Here is a 15,929-nt window from a genome sequence, read left to right as displayed (position 1 = left end):
CTGAAATGAAACCGTACCGCATACCGCAATTAGCTAAACCCTACACAGACTACGACATGATTCAGCGGCATACGGAATTGCCGCCGTTTTCAGACGGGCGCAGTCATTTGTTATATATTTTTCTGAGTTACGGGAGTGCGGGTGAAGACCGTAACAAGGAGCTTTATACATTGGTTACAGGACTTGTGCAGCTTGCTCTTGACACGCATGAGAGCATAGAGCATGTGAGTGATAACCCGGCCAGCGACCCGATGCGGTCCCGGCAGCTCAAGGTGCTGGCCGGCGATTACTTCAGCAGCTGGTTCTACCACCTCCTGGCCAAGAACGGCCAGATCGGGATGGTGGGCACGCTCAGCTCGGCCATTGCTGATTTTAATGTGCTGAAGGCGCGGCTATACAGCAAGATGGAGGAGCAGCTGCTCTCCTCGGAACAATACCTGCGGCATTCGGTACAGCTGAACATGCGGCTGTTTCTTTCTTTTACACCGCTTATCCGGGAGGAGCTTGCCGGTGTATGGGAGCAGCTGCTCGCTGAATACAGTCTTTGTGAAATGGTGTGCTCTGAGCTGCGGCGCGGAAATGATCCGGTGTCGGCACGTGACGGGTATAGTTACTGGAGGATAATGGAAGGTGCTGCAGAAGAAGAGAAGATACTGCTGCAGAGCCGTGAGCTGGACCTAAAGGACTGGAAAAAGCTCAAAATGAAATATAAGTGTGACACCCTGCTGACCGACAGGCTTCACCAGTCGGTTCAGTCCATTCAAGGACTGCTACAGGGTATTAAGGACGAGCATCTGATCAGTGAGCTCAGCACTGCTCTGGACTGTTTTCTCCTGCAGATGAAAATTTCCGGACAAGCAGCCGTGGAGGGGTAAAGAATGACTACAGAGAAAACTTCCGCACTGGGAGATACGAGCGTTAAGCCGAAAGAGCAGTTTGTGCACTCCGTATTTGAGAGCATAGCCGGCAAATACGATTTGATGAACGACATCCTGAGCTTCCGCCGCCATAAAGCCTGGCGCAAGTTCACGATGCGCAAGATGGCGATGAAGCGCGGGGATTCTGCTGTGGATCTTTGCTGCGGAACCTGTGACTGGAGCATCGCCCTGGCTGAAGCGAGCCAGAGCGGCTCTGTTGTAGGACTTGACTTTAGTGCGGGGATGCTTGAAGTCGGACGCGGCAAAGTGGAAGCCCAGGGGCTTCAGGACAGAATCTCCTTGATTCAGGGCAATGCAATGGATTTGCCGTTCGGCGACAATTCCTTTGACTATGCGACTATAGGCTTCGGGCTTCGCAATGTGCCTGATCTCGTTCAAGTGCTGAACGAAATGAAGCGTGTGGTGAAACCAGGGGGGATGGTCGTCTGTCTGGAGCTGTCCAAGCCGATGAAGCAGCCCTTTAAGGGCATTTATTATTTTTATTTCCAGCGGGTGCTTCCGCTTCTCGGCAAGCTGTTTGCCAAGCGGTATGAGCAGTACAAATGGTTACCCGAATCACTGGCCCTCTTTCCGGACAGAGAGCAGCTTGCGGTGATTTTCCGTGAGACCGGACTGACGAAAGTGGAATCCTTCCCCTTGACCGGAGGCATCGCAGCACTACATATTGGGTTCAAGGAGAACTGTAATGTTTAAAAAAGTCGGCGTTTTTCTGCAAATGATTAAGTTTGAACACACTGTTTTTGCTTTACCGTTCGCCTTTATGGGGGCTTTGCTCGGATCGGTCGTCATGTTCGGCAAGCTGCCGTCCTGGCCGCAGATCGGCTGGATCGTCGTTGCCATGTTCGGCGCCCGCAGCGCGGCTATGGGATTGAACCGGCTGATTGACCGGATCAGTGATGCCAAGAATCCCCGGACAGCCGGGAGAGCCATTCCTGCCGGCCTGCTGAAGGTCGGAGAAGTATCGGTCTTTATCGCTATTTCCTTCTTTTTATTATTCTGGGCCGCCTTTAAGCTGAATCCGTTGTCAGCCAAGCTGCTGCCGGTTGCTGTATTTCTGCTTGTGTTCTATTCCTTTACGAAGCGCTTTACCTGGACCTGTCATCTGATCCTCGGACTGACTATTGCGCTTGCTCCGCTGGGCGGCTGGGTAGCGGTAACGGGTAATGTGGACCTGACGGCGATGATTTTTTATTTCACGATCGTTTTCTGGACTGCAGGGTTTGATATCATTTATTCCTGCCAGGATGTCGAGTTTGACAAGCGGGAGGGGCTCTATTCCATTCCGGTACGCTTTGGAGTTGCCCGTGCGCTGGTTATTGCCAAGGGACTTCATATTTTAACCGGGATCGGATTCGTGTCCCTGCTCTTTATGACAGATCTCAGCTGGTGGTATGTAGCAGGGATGATCATTGCCTACATTATTTTGTTTTACGAGCATCATATTGTGTCTCCTAGTGATTTGAGCCGCCTTCAGACCGCTTTCTTTACAATGAATGGTGTGCTTAGTATCGTTGTGTTCTCTTTTACCCTGATTGACCTGGTGGTGCAGTTCAGATGACTGAGCCGAAGCCTAAACGCCTTGTTGTTGGAATTACGGGAGCGAGCGGCGGGATTTATGGTGTCCGTCTGACGGAAACTCTGCTGTCACTGGGATATAGCGTTCATCTTGTGGTCAGTAATGCAGGCTGGCGGGTGTTCAAGGAAGAGCTGGGCTTTAACGCCTCTGACCGGGAGGGCTTTCTGAACAGACAGTTCAGCGGCTATCCCGGTTCTCTGCATTATCATCCGGTAGCCGATATCGGGGCCTCCATAGCCAGCGGCTCCTTCCGGACGGAAGGAATGATTATTATGCCTTGCTCGATGGGCACACTGTCTGCTGTAGCACATGGAAGCTCTGACAATTTGATGACACGGGCTGCTGACGTTATGCTGAAGGAAGGACGGCCGCTTGTCCTGGTGCCCCGCGAGACCCCGCTGCATGCGATTCATCTGGAGAACATGCTGAAGCTGTCACGGCTTGGAGTGAAGCTGATCCCGGCGATGCCGGCCTTTTATTTCGGCCCGCGCAGCATGGATGATCTGGTAGACTTCATGGTCGGTAAGGTGCTTGACAGCCTGGGCATTGAGCACAGCCTATTTCGCAGATGGGGGGAAGAAGAATGAGAGAACACCAGCATACTGTAATCGGAAAAATCAGTTACACCAACTCATGGCCGGTATTTCACAATTTTAACCCCTCTGCCCTGAAGCATCCGGCCGAGATGGTGAGTGAAGTGCCTGCCATTCTTAATCAGGGGATGAACCGCGGTACAATTCATGTCGGCGCACTGTCCTCCTTTGCCTACGCTGAGGCCAGTGACCGGTTGCTGCTGCTGCCTGATCTGTCTGTGAGTGCAGACGGGCCGGTGAATTCAATCCTGCTCTTCTCCAGAGTGCCGGCAGAGCAGATCGGGACAGGACGGATTGCGGTAACCAACACCTCGGCAACCTCAGTCAATCTGCTCAAAATATTGATGGAGAAGGCTATCGGCTGTAGTCCTGAATATGTCACCGCTGAACCGGAGCTTGACAGTATGATGGATCAGGCGGATGCCTGTCTGCTGATCGGCGATCATGCCATCAAGGCGGCCTGGCAGGATCAGGGCTACCTGGTTACGGACCTTGGACATATATGGAAGGAATGGACCGGGCACAGCATGACTTTTGCCGTCTGGGCGGTTAACCGGGAGGCGGCAAGGCATAAGCCGGAGGCGGTTGCCGAGATTGCCGCAGCCTTTGTGGACAGCAAGCAGCGCGGAGTTAACAATCTTGGGCCGATCATCCGTGAAGCCTGTTCGCGGGTCGGGGGAACAGCAGAATACTGGAACGGCTATTTCAGCAATTTATGTTATGACTTTGGGGAAAGGCAGCAGGAAGGTCTAAACCTCTATTTCCGCTACGCCTATGAGATGGGCCTGCTGCCGCAGGAAGTGAAAATGGAGCTATGGAGCCGTAATCTGCTGACACGGGTGAACGAATGAAGCGAATGCAAATTTTTGGGATGCTGAGCAAAGACATGGATCAGATTGAAAAGGAGCTATACCGCAGTGTGCAGGGCGATGATGAGCTGCTTACAGAAACCTCACTCCATCTGCTGAAGGCCGGCGGCAAACGGCTGCGCCCGGTATTTGTCCTGATGGGAGGCAAGTTCGGGCAGTATGATCTGGAGAAGCTTAAGCGTGTCGCCATACCGCTTGAGCTTATACATAGCGCGTCGCTGGTTCACGATGATGTGATTGACGACGCCGAGCTGCGCCGCGGAGAGCTTACTGTAAAGGCCAAATGGGGCAACAAGATCGCCATGTACACCGGTGATTACATTTATGCCAAGGCGCTCGTGATGGCTTCGGAGCTCAAGAATCCGCGGATTCATCTTATCCTGTCCAAAGCGATGGTGGAGATGTCGGTCGGCGAGATGGAACAGATCCGCGATTTCTTCAACAGCGGACAGAGCGTGCGCCATTATCTGCGGCGCATCCGGCGCAAAACAGCGCTGCTGATTGCAATCAGCTGCGAGCTCGGGGCGCTGGCTGCAGACAGCGAGCCGGAAACGGCCCGCCTGTTGTATAACTACGGCTATAACGTCGGAATGGCGTTTCAGATCCGTGACGATCTGCTGGATCTGTCGGGAACCGAGAAGCAGATCGGCAAGCCGCCCGGCAGTGACATGAGACAGGGGAATATTACGCTGCCGGTTATTTACAGCCTGGAGGACAGCCGTCTGCGCCCGCAGCTGCTCGAGGAGCTTGCGCTGATCCGCAGCGGGCAGGCCGGAGTCGGCCGTGCGGTTGATCTTATTCTGTCCGGTGACGGCATAACAAGGGCAGAGGAGCTGGCCTCACGCTATATCGACAAGGCGCTGGCTGCGCTGGAGCAGCTTCCGAGCAACAGAACGAGACGCAATTTGCGCGATATTGCCTATTTTGTGACGGGACGGGCTTACTAACTCCTCCTGAAAGGAATAATAAGCGTTCACAGATGGCAGGCTTTCTGATAATATCAGAAAATAAAAAGCGAAAATGGAGAGTGGCTCTATGGAAAAGACGTATCTGATGATCAAACCGGATGGTGTACAGCGCGGACTAATCGGACGTATTGTCGCCCGTCTGGAGGATAAGGGCTTCAAGCTGGTTGCAGCTAAGCTGATTACAGTTACCGAAGAACAGGCCAAGAAGCATTATGCTGAGCATGAAGGCAAGGATTTCTTCGCAGAGCTGGTAGGCTTCATTACTTCAGGTCCCGTATTCGCGATGGTCTGGGAAGGTGATGACGTGATCGCCCTGTCCCGTCTGCTGATTGGCAAAACCAAGGTGGGTGAAGCACTGCCGGGTACCATCCGCGGTGACTATGCCAGCCACACTCCGCTTAACCTCATTCACGGTTCGGATTCTCCGGAAAGTGCGGCACGGGAAATCGCCAACTTCTTTGCTCCCGATGAACTGAATGACTACAATAAAGACATCGCGGTCTGGATGTAGATCCAGGCGGGAGGCAGGGGGTTAATAATGGCTGATCGTGAAGAAACAACAGCACCGGACCCGGATTACACCGGTTTTATTCATAATGTTAAGCAGAGCACGGGAATCGACCTTGCCCAATATAAGGAAGCCCAGATGAAGCGCCGGCTGACTACACTGCGGATGAAGAACGGGTATCATTCATTCACGGATTTTTTTGCTGCTATGATGAAGGACAAGGCCTTATTCTATGAATTTCTGGACCGCATGACGATTAACGTATCAGAGTTCTGGCGTAATCCGAACCGCTGGGAGGTGCTGCGGGACGTTATTTTACCAGAGCTGCAGCAATCCGGCCGCCGGTTGAAGCTATGGAGTGCAGCCTGTTCCACCGGAGAAGAGCCGTATACGCTCGCCATGATTCTCGCGGACAAAAATCTGCTATCCCAGACCGGCATTCTCGCATCGGATATTGATGACGGGGCACTGGCCAAAGCGAAGCAGGGGCTCTATCTGGAGCGTTCGCTGAAGGATGTGCCGAAGGATGTGGCTGACCGCTATTTTACGCCCGAAGGCCCGGTATTCAAGGTCAGTGAGACCCTCAAGAAAAACATCGAATTCCGCAAGCAGAACCTGCTGCTCGACAAATTTGATGACGGCTTTGATCTGATTATTTGCCGCAATGTAATGATCTATTTTACCGAAGAAGCGAAGAACAAGCTGTACCACAAATTCTCGGCAAGCCTGCGGCCCGGCGGATATTTGTTCGTAGGCAGCACAGAGCAGATTTTTACACCGGCACAATACGGATTTGAATCAACGGAAACCTTCTTCTACCGCAAAAAATAGCTCCGCGTGCCTTTGTCATTCTTCCTGCAGCAGAGTATACTTTATCCGCTTTTCAGTGATAATGGATAGTAGATACCGTATGTCATGCGAAAGGTCGTAATCCAGATGGACAAAAGCAAGGTCATTGCCGCGTACAGACGCGGGTTTCTGACCGTCCGCGAGTGCGGGCAAATTCTTGGCGTCGAGGAGCTTCAGCTGCAGAGCCTGCTTAGGCAGGAGGAGGGCAGACAGAACGTCCCGCCGGCGCAGCGGAGAATGGGAAGCTAGATTCGGAGCACGGAACCGTGAGGTGCAGGCAGCGCCGCCTAAGCTCGAAAGAGCGGGGCGGCGCTGTTCTTATATGTATGGAAGCTGTCCGTCCTGAAGCTATCCTTTCTTGTCAAAGCGTGTAGCCTATACTATAATGAGGCAAGAGTTTTTATATTTTAGCGGTTTACAGTTTAAAAGTGTGAAAGGGGAACGCAGCATGAGTTTACGCTACTTGACAGCGGGGGAAACGCACGGCCCCCAGCTTACAGCCATTATCGAGGGATTGCCAAGCAATCTGACACTTCATTTCGAAGAGCTTAATTTTCAGCTGCACCGCAGACAGAAGGGCTACGGCCGCGGACGCCGTATGCAGATCGAGAAGGATACGGCACAGATCGTCGGCGGAGTACGCCACGGGTATACAACAGGTGCCCCGGTTGCCCTTGTAGTCGAGAACAAGGACTGGACACACTGGAAGAATATTATGAATATTGAGCCGATTCCCGGCAGTGACGAGGAGAAGCGGCGTGTGAACCGTCCGCGTCCCGGACATGCCGATCTGAACGGCGGACTCAAGTATAATCATAAGGATCTGCGCAATGTACTCGAGCGCTCCAGCGCCCGTGAGACGGCGGCAAGAGTGGCGGTCGGTGCGGTAGCCCGGCAGCTGCTGGCTGAATTCGGCGTGAAGATTGCCGGCCAGGTTATCCGGATCGGCGAGATTGAAGCGCCTGCGAACGATCTGCCTATCGACGAGCTGATTGCGAAGACCGAGGAATCATCTGTCAGAGTTGTGGACAAAGAAACTGAGCAGAAGATGGAGGCATACATAGACAAGATCAAGGAGGAAGGCGACTCCATCGGCGGTATTGTGGAATGCGTCGTGGAAGGCCTGCCTATCGGTCTCGGCAGCTATGTACAATATGACCGCAAGCTGGATGCGGCAATTGCCGGTGCCGTTATGTCGATCAATGCATTTAAAGGCGTGGAAATCGGCATCGGCTTCGAAGCGGGTGTCCTGCGCGGCTCACAGGTGCACGACGAGATCATGTATGATCCTTCCCGTGGATACTACAGAGCAAGCAACCGGCTTGGCGGCTTCGAAGGCGGTATGACCAACGGAATGCCGGTGGTGGTCCGCGGCGTCATGAAGCCGATCCCTACCCTGTACAAGCCGCTGCAAAGCGTGGACATCGACACTAAAGAGCCGTTTACGGCCCAGGTGGAGCGTTCGGATGCCTGCGCGGTTCCTGCTGCCTGTGTGGTACTGGAAAGTGTTGTAGCCTGGGAGCTTGCCAAGGCCTTCCTCGATAAGTTCGGCGGGGACTCTATTGAGGAAGTCAGAGCTAACTACAACAGCTATCTGGCCCAGCTGGAGAGCTACTGATCATGCGCAGCATTACTGTGGATTTGGGGGAACGCTCCTATCCGATCCTGATCGGCAGCGGCCTGCTGCAGACAGCCGGCGAGCGTTGCCGGGAAGCCGGGTATCCGGTACGCAGCCCGCTGCTGGTGGTCAGTGACAGTGAGGTAGCCCCGCGTTATCTGGATGTGGTCGAAGCCTCACTGCGCGGACAGGGCTATACTGTCGTTAGTCATGTAATACCGTCGGGGGAAGCATCCAAATCACTGGCGGTATATGAAGAAGTAATTACAACGGCCATTAAGGCCGGGCTGGACCGCAGCTCTGCTGTTCTGGCGCTTGGCGGCGGTGTTGTCGGAGATCTGGCCGGGTATGTGGCTGCCACGTATATGCGGGGGATCGGCTTCGTTCAGCTTCCGACGACCATCCTTGCCCATGACAGCAGCGTCGGCGGCAAGGTGGCCGTCAACCATCCGCTGGCGAAGAATATGATCGGTGCCTTTTATCAGCCGTCCATGGTCCTGTATGATCTGGATACACTGCGTACGCTGCCGCCCCGTGAGGTATCTTCGGGACTGGCTGAAGTGGTGAAGCATGGCCTTATCCTGGATAAAGAGTTTGCTTACTGGTGCCGCGAGCACGCTTCAGAGCTGCTGGCCCTCGATGCTGAGGCGCTTGGCTATGCGATTGAGCGCGGCTGTGCCGTTAAAGCCAGCGTTGTGGGTACTGACGAGCGTGAGAACGGCCTGCGGGCCATTCTCAACCTGGGACACACCATCGGTCATGCTATTGAAGCAGTAGGCGGCTATGGTGTATTCCTGCACGGGGAGGCCATTTCCATCGGCATGGCCGGGTCAGCGCTGCTGGCGGCTAAGCTGGGCCGGGACCGCGTAATTTATGAGGATACCGTCTCCATGCTGTCTGCACTGTCACTTCCCGTCAGACTTCCGGCGGAGTACAGTGCGGATCAGCTGATGGAAGCGATGATGCATGACAAGAAGTTTAAGGAAGGTAAAATGACCTTCATCGTGCCTGATTCAATCGGTGCTGTGAGCATCATTAATGATGTGCAGCAGAGCGCCGTGCGCGAGGTTATCGCACAGCTTAAGAAGGAGGGGAGCCCATGGTAAACCGGGGAATCCGCGGTGCAACGACCGTAGTCAATAATGAGGAAAATGAAATTTTGCGTGAAACAGTAGTGCTGCTTCGGGAAATCGTTGAGCGCAATGATGTAATTGCCGAGGATATCTGCAGCGTATGGATTACTGTGACCGGAGATCTGGATGCGACGTTTCCGGCACGGGCGATCCGCGAGATTGAAGGCTGGGAGCTGGTGCCGCTCATGTGCTCCGTTGAGATTCCCGTCAAAGGCGGGCTGCCGATGTGTATCCGCCTGATGGTACAGGTCAATACAGACAAATCCCAGCGTGATATCCGCCACGTATATCTTAATGAAGCTAAGAAGCTTCGTCCTGATCTCTCACAGGGCAAGTAATTAATTTGCCGCTGCGGGTTGTCAATGAACACCGTCATCATGTATAGTGTAGTTAGCCGAGAGAAGTTGAGTTTAGTTAGAGCCTAGTTGAGTATAGCAGAGATGAGTGCAGGATGTTTATCCGAGGCATTCCGTTTATTACATATGTCCGTACGGATTATGAGCTGGTAGTTATTTGTGCTACCCGTCTATCCTTTAAGGGGCGATTATGTTTATTACGGAGCAGTTGCCTGATCCAGTGCGCTTTTTCATATACTTGCCTACACAACCTCTACTCCGGTAGAGGTTTTTTTGTATTCCGGACTATAGATCCAACCATTCCAAGGAGGTATCCGAAATGACGAACCCTAGCGTTGAAGAAGCGGTAAAGCTGTCGCGGGAGTATAATCTGATTCCTGTAGTAAAAAGACTGCTGGCTGATATGGAGACGCCGATCCGGCTGTTCCAGCGGTTTGCCGGCGAATCCCATGCTTTCCTGCTGGAAAGCGTAGAGGGCGGCATTCAGTGGGCGCGGTATTCTTTTATCGGCAGCGACCCGTTTCTGACCATTTCGGGTAAAAAGAACGCCATCCATGTAAAGGTGGGGGGAGAGCAGAAGCGGCTCACCGGCAAACCGATCGAGGAGCTAAAAGCGCTGCTCCGCTCGTACCGCAGTCCGAAGCTGGACGGAATGCCTCCCTTTACCGGCGGGGCGATCGGATTCTTCGGATATGATCTGCTGCAATACTATGAGAAGCTGTCCCCGCACGCGGTGGATGATCTCGGGACGGATGATATCCGCTTTATGTTCTGTGACCGCATCATTGTATTTGATCATGTGAAGCAGCAGATCCTGCTGATCGGCAACCTGCATATCAAAGAAGGCGATACGGATTCCGATATCCGGGCCGCCTATGATGCCCTGAACCGCAGGCTGGAGGATTTCGCCGAGGAGCTGCAGAAGGAAGGGCCGAAGGAGAATGTCAACCGCCGCAGTATTCCGGAGGACATTGAGCTGGGCAAGATTCATTCCAACCTGACCAAGGAGCAGTACATTTCCAATGTCGAGCAGGCTAAAGAGTATATCCGGGCGGGAGATATTTTTCAGGTAGTGCTGTCGCAGCGGCTGCATATTGAGACTGAGGTATCCCCGCTGCATGTGTACCGGATGCTGCGTACGCTGAACCCTTCACCCTACATGTATTATCTCAAGATGGATGAGGAGATCATCGTCGGCACCTCTCCGGAGGCGCTGGTGAAGGTGGACGGCAGCCGGGTAGCGACCCGGCCGATTGCCGGGACCAGGCCGCGCGGGGAGACTGAAGCGGAAGACCGGGCACTGGCGCAGGAGCTGCTGGAGGATGAAAAGGAGCGGGCGGAGCATCTGATGCTGGTTGACCTGGGCCGCAATGATCTGGGCCGGGTCTCAAAGTTTGGCACAGTGAAATGCGACTCCTTTATGGAAATAGAGAAATACTCCCATGTAATGCACATGGTATCCAATGTGTCGGGAACACTGGATGAAAACAAGGATTTCTTCGATGCCTTCCTGTCCTGCCTGCCGGCCGGCACCGTCTCCGGTGCGCCGAAGCTGCGGGCGATGGAAATTATCTCCGAGCTGGAACGGGAAGCCAGAGGCGCTTATGCCGGTGCTATCGGCTATCTCGGATTCTCCGGTAATATGGATTCCTGCATCACGATCCGTACTATCATCTTCCGCAAAGGCCGGGCTTACGTGCAGGCCGGGGCGGGGATTGTCTGGGATTCGGTGCCGGAGAAGGAATACGAAGAGACCCTTAACAAAGCAAAGGCGATGTTAAAAGCGATCCGGATGGCAGAAGCCATGTTTCCGGCAGAGATCAGAGAACCGCAGGTAATCAATCAGGATTACATGTACGAATATACCCCGTAAGCGAGAGAAGCAGCGAAGAATAGATGAGCCGAGCAGAGAATGCTCCATACTACTTTTATAAGGAGAATGACTATGGAAGCGAGCCAGTTATTACAATCAGGGATTGCGGGATTGATCGAAGGAAAAGACTTGAGCCGGGCGCAGGCCCGTGAAATAATGGGAACAATTATGAACGGAACCGCCTCGGCGGCGCAGATCGGCGCCTTGCTGACCGCGCTGCGGATCAAGGGCGAGACCGTTGAAGAGATTACCGGCTTCGCGGAAGCAATGCGCGGATTTGGAACGCCGGTGCTTACAGAGCGCACCCGGCTGCTGGATACCTGCGGTACCGGCGGGTCGGGTATTCATAAATTCAATATCTCCACTGCCTCGGCGATTATCTCTTCAGCGGCTTCTGTACGCGTCGCGAAGCACGGCAACCGCTCCGCCTCCGGCAGAGCAGGCAGCGCGGATGTGCTCGAAGCGCTGGGTGTGAACATTCATCTGAATGCGGAGCAGGCCCGCCAGTGCCTGGACAGCATCGGAATCTGCTTCCTGTTCGCGCAGATCTATCACCCGTCCATGAAGCATGCTGCCGCACCGCGCCGTGAGCTTGGGGTCCGGACTGTATTCAACATGCTGGGCCCGCTGACCAATCCGGCTGGAGCCGACCGGCAGCTGATGGGCATCTACGACCGGAATAAGACGGAGATTGTAGCTAACGTGCTGAAGGAGCTCGGCTCTAAGCGGGCTATGATCGTGAGCAGTCTGGACGGCCTTGATGAAATCAGCATATCGGCACCTACACAGGTATCGGAGTTAAAGAACGGTATAGTAACCACTTATGAGATTACGCCGGAAGAGCTCGGTCTTAGCAGACATCCGCTGGAGGCTGTACTGGGCGGAGATGCTGCCGAGAATGCAGCTATTATTACTGCGGTGCTGCAGGGAGCGCTCACGCCATACCGTGACATTGTTCTGGCCAATGCCGGCGCCTGTATCTATGTTGCCGGACTGGCAGACAGCCTCAGCGAAGGTGTGGCGCAGGCGCGCCAGATGATTGATTCCGGCAAAGCGCTGCTCAAGCTGGAGCAGCTGAAAGCTATGACAAAGGAGCTTGACTATGTATCTTGATAAAATTGTCGCTACCAAGGTGAAAGAGGTTGAAGCTCTGGGCAGAAGCTTCTCTATAGAAGATGCTGAAGAGGTTATATCCGGCCTGCCGGCTACCAGAGGATTCAGGGATGCGCTGGTGAACCGCCGGAACCGCAGTATGGGGCTGATTGCCGAGGTTAAGAAGGCATCCCCGTCGAAGGGGCTGATCCGTGCCGATTTTGATCCGGCTGCAATTGCCCGGGGCTACGAAGCCGGCGGGGCTGATTGCCTTTCGGTCTTGACTGACCAGGATTACTTCCAGGGCAGTAATGCATTCCTGCAGCAGGTGAGGGAAGCGGTAAGCCTTCCGCTGCTTCGCAAGGATTTTATCATTGATGAGCGCCAGATTTATGAAGCACGGATACTCGGGGCAGATGCCATACTGCTGATTGCGGCCATTCTGACGGCGGAGCAGCTGGCTTCCTTTACCGATTTGGCAGCGTCCCTGGATTTGGATGTGCTGATTGAGATTCATGACCGCAGCGAGCTGGAGCTGGTAACGGGCACCGGGAAAATAGAGCATCCTCACGTGCTGCTCGGCATCAATAACCGCAATCTGCGCACGTTTGAGACACGGCTGGAGACCTCAGCCGAGCTGGCGGCTCTGGTGCCGGCCGGAGTGCCTGTGATTAGCGAAAGCGGGATAGCCGGTCCTGCTGATATCGATTATTTAAGCACAAGCGGCGCTGTCGGCGTGCTGGTCGGGGAATATCTGATGCGGCAGGATAACGTGGAAGAAGCTGTATACGGGCTGCTCGGACCTGTTACTGCCGGAAAGGATCGTGCCCTGCATGGCTGAAGCGCTGGTAAAAATCTGTGGACTTCAGGACGTTGAAGTGCTAAAATCTATGAAGTCATTGCCAATTGATTATATCGGCTTTGTGTTTGCCCCAAGCCGCCGCAGAGTCACCGCAGAACAGGCAGCTCTGCTGGCTGCCGAGCTGCCCGGCTGGGATACAGATAAGGCTCCCGGGGCAGCCGGAGTGTTCGTGAATCCGGAGCTGCAGGAGCTGAAGGAGCTGCTGGCCGTCGTTCCGCTGGATGTCATCCAGCTGCACGGACAGGAGAGCCCCGGGTTTTGCAGAGAGGTAAAGCAGGCTTTTCCGCAGGCTAAGATCTGGAAAGCTATTTCCGTAGCAGACGGCGGTCCAGCGGACAGCGCAGGGGAGCGGAGCCGTGTTGTAGACAGCTATGCAGGCAGCGTTGATGCCCTGCTGCTGGATACCTATGATCCGCAGGGAAGCGGCGGCTCCGGCCGTACCTTTGACTGGGACAGGATTCCCTTTTTCCTGCAGGCTGCTTCCAGGCACGGGCTGCCTCTATTTGTAGCCGGGGGACTTCATCCGGGTAATGTGGGTGAGCTGCTCAGCGGCTACAGCCCTGACGGAGTAGATGTATCCAGCGGTGTGGAGAGCAGCGGAGTAAAGGATATTGCCAAAATGACTTCTTTCGTGGAAAGGGTGAAGCAATCATGATACAAGTACCGGACAAGTACGGGCGCTTTGGTTCTTTTGGAGGCCGCTTCGTTCCTGAAACCTTGATGAATGCACTGATTGAGCTGGAGGAGTCCTATGCCAAGTTTTCGGCAGACCCGGCTTTTCAGGAAGAAATAGAGTATTTGCTGAAGCAGTATTCCGGGCGTGAAACCCCCCTGTATTATGCAGAACGGCTGACCAGCCAGCTTGGCGGGGCGAAGATTTATCTGAAGCGTGAGGATCTCAACCATACCGGAGCCCATAAGATCAACAATGCGATCGGGCAGGGGATTCTCGCTAAAAAGATGGGCAAAACCAAGGTCATTGCTGAAACGGGCGCCGGCCAGCACGGGGTAGCTACCGCAACGGTGGCAGCGCTGCTGGGCATGGAATGCAAAGTGTTCATGGGCGAGGAGGACACGCGCCGCCAGGCGCTTAATGTGTTCCGCATGAAGCTGCTTGGTGCAGAGGTTATCCCGGTGACTTCGGGTTCCCGGACGCTCAAGGATGCCGGCAATGAAGCGCTGCGCTACTGGGTCAGCAATGTTGAGGATACCTTCTATATTCTGGGCTCGGCAGTCGGTCCCCACCCTTACCCGATGATGGTCCGTAATTTCCAGCGGGTTATCGGAGACGAAACGCGGCGGCAGATTCTGGAGGCCGAAGGCCGTCTGCCGGATCTGCTGGTTGCCGCTGTCGGCGGAGGCAGCAATGCCATCGGCATGTTTTATCCGTTCATGGAGGACGAGAATGTCGGCATGATCGGTGTAGAGGCTGCCGGTAAAGGCGTCGATACCCCATTCCATGCGGCAACCATGAGCAAAGGCTCCCACGGGGTATTCCAGGGCTCAATGAGCTATCTGCTGCAGGATGAATACGGCCAGGTTACCGAAGCCCATTCTATCTCGGCCGGTCTGGATTACCCGGGGGTTGGCCCGGAGCATTCGTATCTCAAGGATATTGAGCGCGCCAAGTACGTCCCTGTTACCGACAAGGAAGCGCTGGATGCGCTTAAGCTGTTATGTGTAACGGAAGGCATCATACCAGCCCTGGAATCGGCGCATGCCATCGCCCATGCAGCGAAGATTGCCCCTGGACTCAGCAAGGACGACATCGTGGTAATCTGCCTCTCCGGACGGGGAGACAAAGATGTGGAGTCCATTATGGCCTATACGGAAGGGGCGGATTTGTAATGACCACAGAAACGACAAACCGGATGGATCTGGCTTTCCGGAAGCTCAAAGCGGAGGGCAAAACAGCCCTGATCCCATTTCTGACCGTGGGCGATCCGGATCTTGACACCACGCTGGACATTATTGCCGAGCTGGAGGCTGCCGGAGCGGATGTGCTGGAGCTTGGTGTTCCTTATTCCGATCCGCTGGCTGACGGCCCGGTCATTCAGCGGGCTTCATCCAGAGCGCTGCGCGGCAAGGTTCACCTCCGCACCTGTATGGAGACCGCACTCAAAGCGCGGCAGAATGGCAGTAAGCTGCCTTTCATCCTGTTCACCTACTACAATCCGGTGCTGCAGATGGGTCTTGATACGTTTTTTGCCGAGCTGGATACACATGAGATCAGCGGACTGATCATTCCCGATCTGCCTGTAGAGGAGTCGGAGGACCTGCGCCGGCGCAGCCGTGAAGCTGGCGTGAATCTCATTCCGCTGGTTGCACCGACCTCAAGTGAGCGGATTGAACGGATCGTATCAGGAGCGAGCGGCTTTGTCTATTGTGTCTCTTCCCTGGGTGTGACAGGGGAGCGGTCCTCTTTTCACAGCGGTGTAGACGAATTCATTGCTTCGGTCCGCCGTGCAACGGATCTGCCTGTAGCTGTAGGCTTCGGAATTTCCACCGGTGAGCAGGTGGCCCACTTCGCACAGATATGCGACGGTGTCGTTGTGGGCAGCGCTATCGTCCGCAAGGTGGAGGAGGTTATACCGCTGCTGGATAACCCGGCTACCCGGAGCGGCGGGCTGTTGCAAATTCGTGAATTTGTGGCACAATTAAAACCATAACTGTCAAGCCTGCCAGAAGCAGGCT

At 54.5% G+C, this 15,929-nt stretch carries 18 protein-coding genes; all 18 read left to right on the top strand.

The annotated features are described in order from the left end of the window. Positions 1-5 precede the first annotated feature (5 nt). Positions 6-875 carry a heptaprenyl diphosphate synthase component 1 gene (locus R70723_RS20580; protein ID WP_039874948.1) on the top strand — a complete coding sequence of 290 codons (870 nt, stop codon included), beginning with the start codon at positions 6-8 and terminating at the stop codon, positions 873-875. A 3-nt stretch (positions 876-878) separates the two neighbouring features. Beyond that, positions 879-1,631, top strand: a complete 753-nt coding sequence (locus R70723_RS20575) for a demethylmenaquinone methyltransferase (protein ID WP_047171174.1) — start codon at positions 879-881, stop codon at positions 1,629-1,631. Continuing rightward, on the top strand, positions 1,624-2,496 hold the full coding sequence (locus R70723_RS20570) for a UbiA-like polyprenyltransferase (protein ID WP_039874946.1): 873 nt from the start codon (positions 1,624-1,626) through the stop codon (positions 2,494-2,496). The genes R70723_RS20575 and R70723_RS20570 overlap by 8 nt, the downstream gene beginning before the upstream one ends. Continuing rightward, positions 2,493-3,101, top strand: coding sequence for a UbiX family flavin prenyltransferase (locus R70723_RS20565; RefSeq protein ID WP_039874944.1), 609 nt, complete (start codon positions 2,493-2,495; stop codon positions 3,099-3,101). Before R70723_RS20570 ends, R70723_RS20565 begins: the two co-directional genes overlap by 4 nt. After that, positions 3,098-3,958 (top strand): menaquinone biosynthetic enzyme MqnA/MqnD family protein, encoded by an 861-nt coding sequence (locus tag R70723_RS20560; RefSeq protein WP_039874943.1) that lies wholly within the window; start codon positions 3,098-3,100, stop codon positions 3,956-3,958. The genes R70723_RS20565 and R70723_RS20560 overlap by 4 nt, the downstream gene beginning before the upstream one ends. After that, positions 3,955-4,923 (top strand): polyprenyl synthetase family protein, encoded by a 969-nt coding sequence (locus R70723_RS20555; RefSeq protein WP_039874941.1) that lies wholly within the window; start codon positions 3,955-3,957, stop codon positions 4,921-4,923. Before R70723_RS20560 ends, R70723_RS20555 begins: the two co-directional genes overlap by 4 nt. Positions 4,924-5,011: 88 nt before the next feature. Beyond that, on the top strand, positions 5,012-5,455 hold the full coding sequence (gene ndk / locus R70723_RS20550) for a nucleoside-diphosphate kinase (RefSeq protein ID WP_039874938.1): 444 nt from the start codon (positions 5,012-5,014) through the stop codon (positions 5,453-5,455). 27 nt (positions 5,456-5,482) lie between these two features. Further along, complete coding sequence (locus R70723_RS20545) at positions 5,483-6,283, top strand: CheR family methyltransferase (protein WP_039874937.1); 801 nt, start codon at positions 5,483-5,485, stop codon at positions 6,281-6,283. A gap of 105 nt (positions 6,284-6,388) precedes the next feature. Then, complete coding sequence (locus R70723_RS33800; protein WP_179088054.1) at positions 6,389-6,550, top strand: hypothetical protein; 162 nt, start codon at positions 6,389-6,391, stop codon at positions 6,548-6,550. A gap of 199 nt (positions 6,551-6,749) precedes the next feature. Then, on the top strand, positions 6,750-7,919 hold the full coding sequence (gene aroC / locus R70723_RS20540; RefSeq protein WP_039874935.1) for a chorismate synthase: 1,170 nt from the start codon (positions 6,750-6,752) through the stop codon (positions 7,917-7,919). Between the two features lie 2 nt (positions 7,920-7,921). Beyond that, positions 7,922-9,025 carry a 3-dehydroquinate synthase gene (gene aroB, locus R70723_RS20535; RefSeq protein WP_039874932.1) on the top strand — a complete coding sequence of 368 codons (1,104 nt, stop codon included), beginning with the start codon at positions 7,922-7,924 and terminating at the stop codon, positions 9,023-9,025. Further along, positions 9,019-9,390 (top strand): chorismate mutase, encoded by a 372-nt coding sequence (aroH, locus tag R70723_RS20530; protein WP_039874930.1) that lies wholly within the window; start codon positions 9,019-9,021, stop codon positions 9,388-9,390. The genes aroB and aroH overlap by 7 nt, the downstream gene beginning before the upstream one ends. Before the next feature lie 337 nt (positions 9,391-9,727). Further along, complete coding sequence (trpE, locus tag R70723_RS20525) at positions 9,728-11,281, top strand: anthranilate synthase component I (protein WP_039874929.1); 1,554 nt, start codon at positions 9,728-9,730, stop codon at positions 11,279-11,281. Positions 11,282-11,353: 72 nt separating this feature from the next. After that, positions 11,354-12,394 (top strand): anthranilate phosphoribosyltransferase, encoded by a 1,041-nt coding sequence (gene trpD, locus R70723_RS20520; protein WP_039874928.1) that lies wholly within the window; start codon positions 11,354-11,356, stop codon positions 12,392-12,394. After that, a complete protein-coding gene (trpC, locus tag R70723_RS20515) occupies positions 12,384-13,214 on the top strand; it encodes an indole-3-glycerol phosphate synthase TrpC (protein WP_039874926.1) in 831 nt (276 codons plus the stop codon). Before trpD ends, trpC begins: the two co-directional genes overlap by 11 nt. After that, positions 13,207-13,890, top strand: coding sequence for a phosphoribosylanthranilate isomerase (locus R70723_RS20510; protein WP_039874923.1), 684 nt, complete (start codon positions 13,207-13,209; stop codon positions 13,888-13,890). Before trpC ends, R70723_RS20510 begins: the two co-directional genes overlap by 8 nt. Further along, on the top strand, positions 13,887-15,083 hold the full coding sequence (gene trpB, locus R70723_RS20505) for a tryptophan synthase subunit beta (RefSeq protein WP_039874921.1): 1,197 nt from the start codon (positions 13,887-13,889) through the stop codon (positions 15,081-15,083). Before R70723_RS20510 ends, trpB begins: the two co-directional genes overlap by 4 nt. Continuing rightward, positions 15,083-15,904 carry a tryptophan synthase subunit alpha gene (gene trpA, locus R70723_RS20500; RefSeq protein ID WP_039874919.1) on the top strand — a complete coding sequence of 274 codons (822 nt, stop codon included), beginning with the start codon at positions 15,083-15,085 and terminating at the stop codon, positions 15,902-15,904. The genes trpB and trpA overlap by 1 nt, the downstream gene beginning before the upstream one ends. Positions 15,905-15,929 lie beyond the last annotated feature (25 nt).

This window comes from Paenibacillus sp. FSL R7-0273 (assembly GCF_000758625.1).
Taxonomy (GTDB): Bacteria; Bacillota; Bacilli; order Paenibacillales; family Paenibacillaceae; genus Paenibacillus_AQ.
This window is presented reverse-complemented; position numbering and strand designations above follow the sequence as displayed.

Bases quoted from the DNA above. Each gene is read 5' to 3' on its own strand.
- trpB (WP_039874921.1), top strand. From the start codon at position 13,887: ATGATACAAGTACCGGACAAGTACGGGCGCTTTGGTTCTTTTGGAGGC.
- trpE (WP_039874929.1), top strand. From the start codon at position 9,728: ATGACGAACCCTAGCGTTGAAGAAGCGGTAAAGCTGTCGCGGGAGTAT.
- aroC (WP_039874935.1), top strand. From the start codon at position 6,750: ATGAGTTTACGCTACTTGACAGCGGGGGAAACGCACGGCCCCCAGCTT.
- R70723_RS33800 (WP_179088054.1), top strand. From the start codon at position 6,389: ATGGACAAAAGCAAGGTCATTGCCGCGTACAGACGCGGGTTTCTGACC.
- R70723_RS20575 (WP_047171174.1), top strand. From the start codon at position 879: ATGACTACAGAGAAAACTTCCGCACTGGGAGATACGAGCGTTAAGCCG.
- R70723_RS20560 (WP_039874943.1), top strand. From the start codon at position 3,098: ATGAGAGAACACCAGCATACTGTAATCGGAAAAATCAGTTACACCAAC.
- trpA (WP_039874919.1), top strand. From the start codon at position 15,083: ATGACCACAGAAACGACAAACCGGATGGATCTGGCTTTCCGGAAGCTC.
- R70723_RS20580 (WP_039874948.1), top strand. From the start codon at position 6: ATGAAACCGTACCGCATACCGCAATTAGCTAAACCCTACACAGACTAC.
- R70723_RS20545 (WP_039874937.1), top strand. From the start codon at position 5,483: ATGGCTGATCGTGAAGAAACAACAGCACCGGACCCGGATTACACCGGT.
- ndk (WP_039874938.1), top strand. From the start codon at position 5,012: ATGGAAAAGACGTATCTGATGATCAAACCGGATGGTGTACAGCGCGGA.
- trpD (WP_039874928.1), top strand. From the start codon at position 11,354: ATGGAAGCGAGCCAGTTATTACAATCAGGGATTGCGGGATTGATCGAA.
- aroH (WP_039874930.1), top strand. From the start codon at position 9,019: ATGGTAAACCGGGGAATCCGCGGTGCAACGACCGTAGTCAATAATGAG.
- aroB (WP_039874932.1), top strand. From the start codon at position 7,922: ATGCGCAGCATTACTGTGGATTTGGGGGAACGCTCCTATCCGATCCTG.
- trpC (WP_039874926.1), top strand. From the start codon at position 12,384: ATGTATCTTGATAAAATTGTCGCTACCAAGGTGAAAGAGGTTGAAGCT.
- R70723_RS20565 (WP_039874944.1), top strand. From the start codon at position 2,493: ATGACTGAGCCGAAGCCTAAACGCCTTGTTGTTGGAATTACGGGAGCG.
- R70723_RS20555 (WP_039874941.1), top strand. From the start codon at position 3,955: ATGAAGCGAATGCAAATTTTTGGGATGCTGAGCAAAGACATGGATCAG.
- R70723_RS20510 (WP_039874923.1), top strand. From the start codon at position 13,207: ATGGCTGAAGCGCTGGTAAAAATCTGTGGACTTCAGGACGTTGAAGTG.
- R70723_RS20570 (WP_039874946.1), top strand. From the start codon at position 1,624: ATGTTTAAAAAAGTCGGCGTTTTTCTGCAAATGATTAAGTTTGAACAC.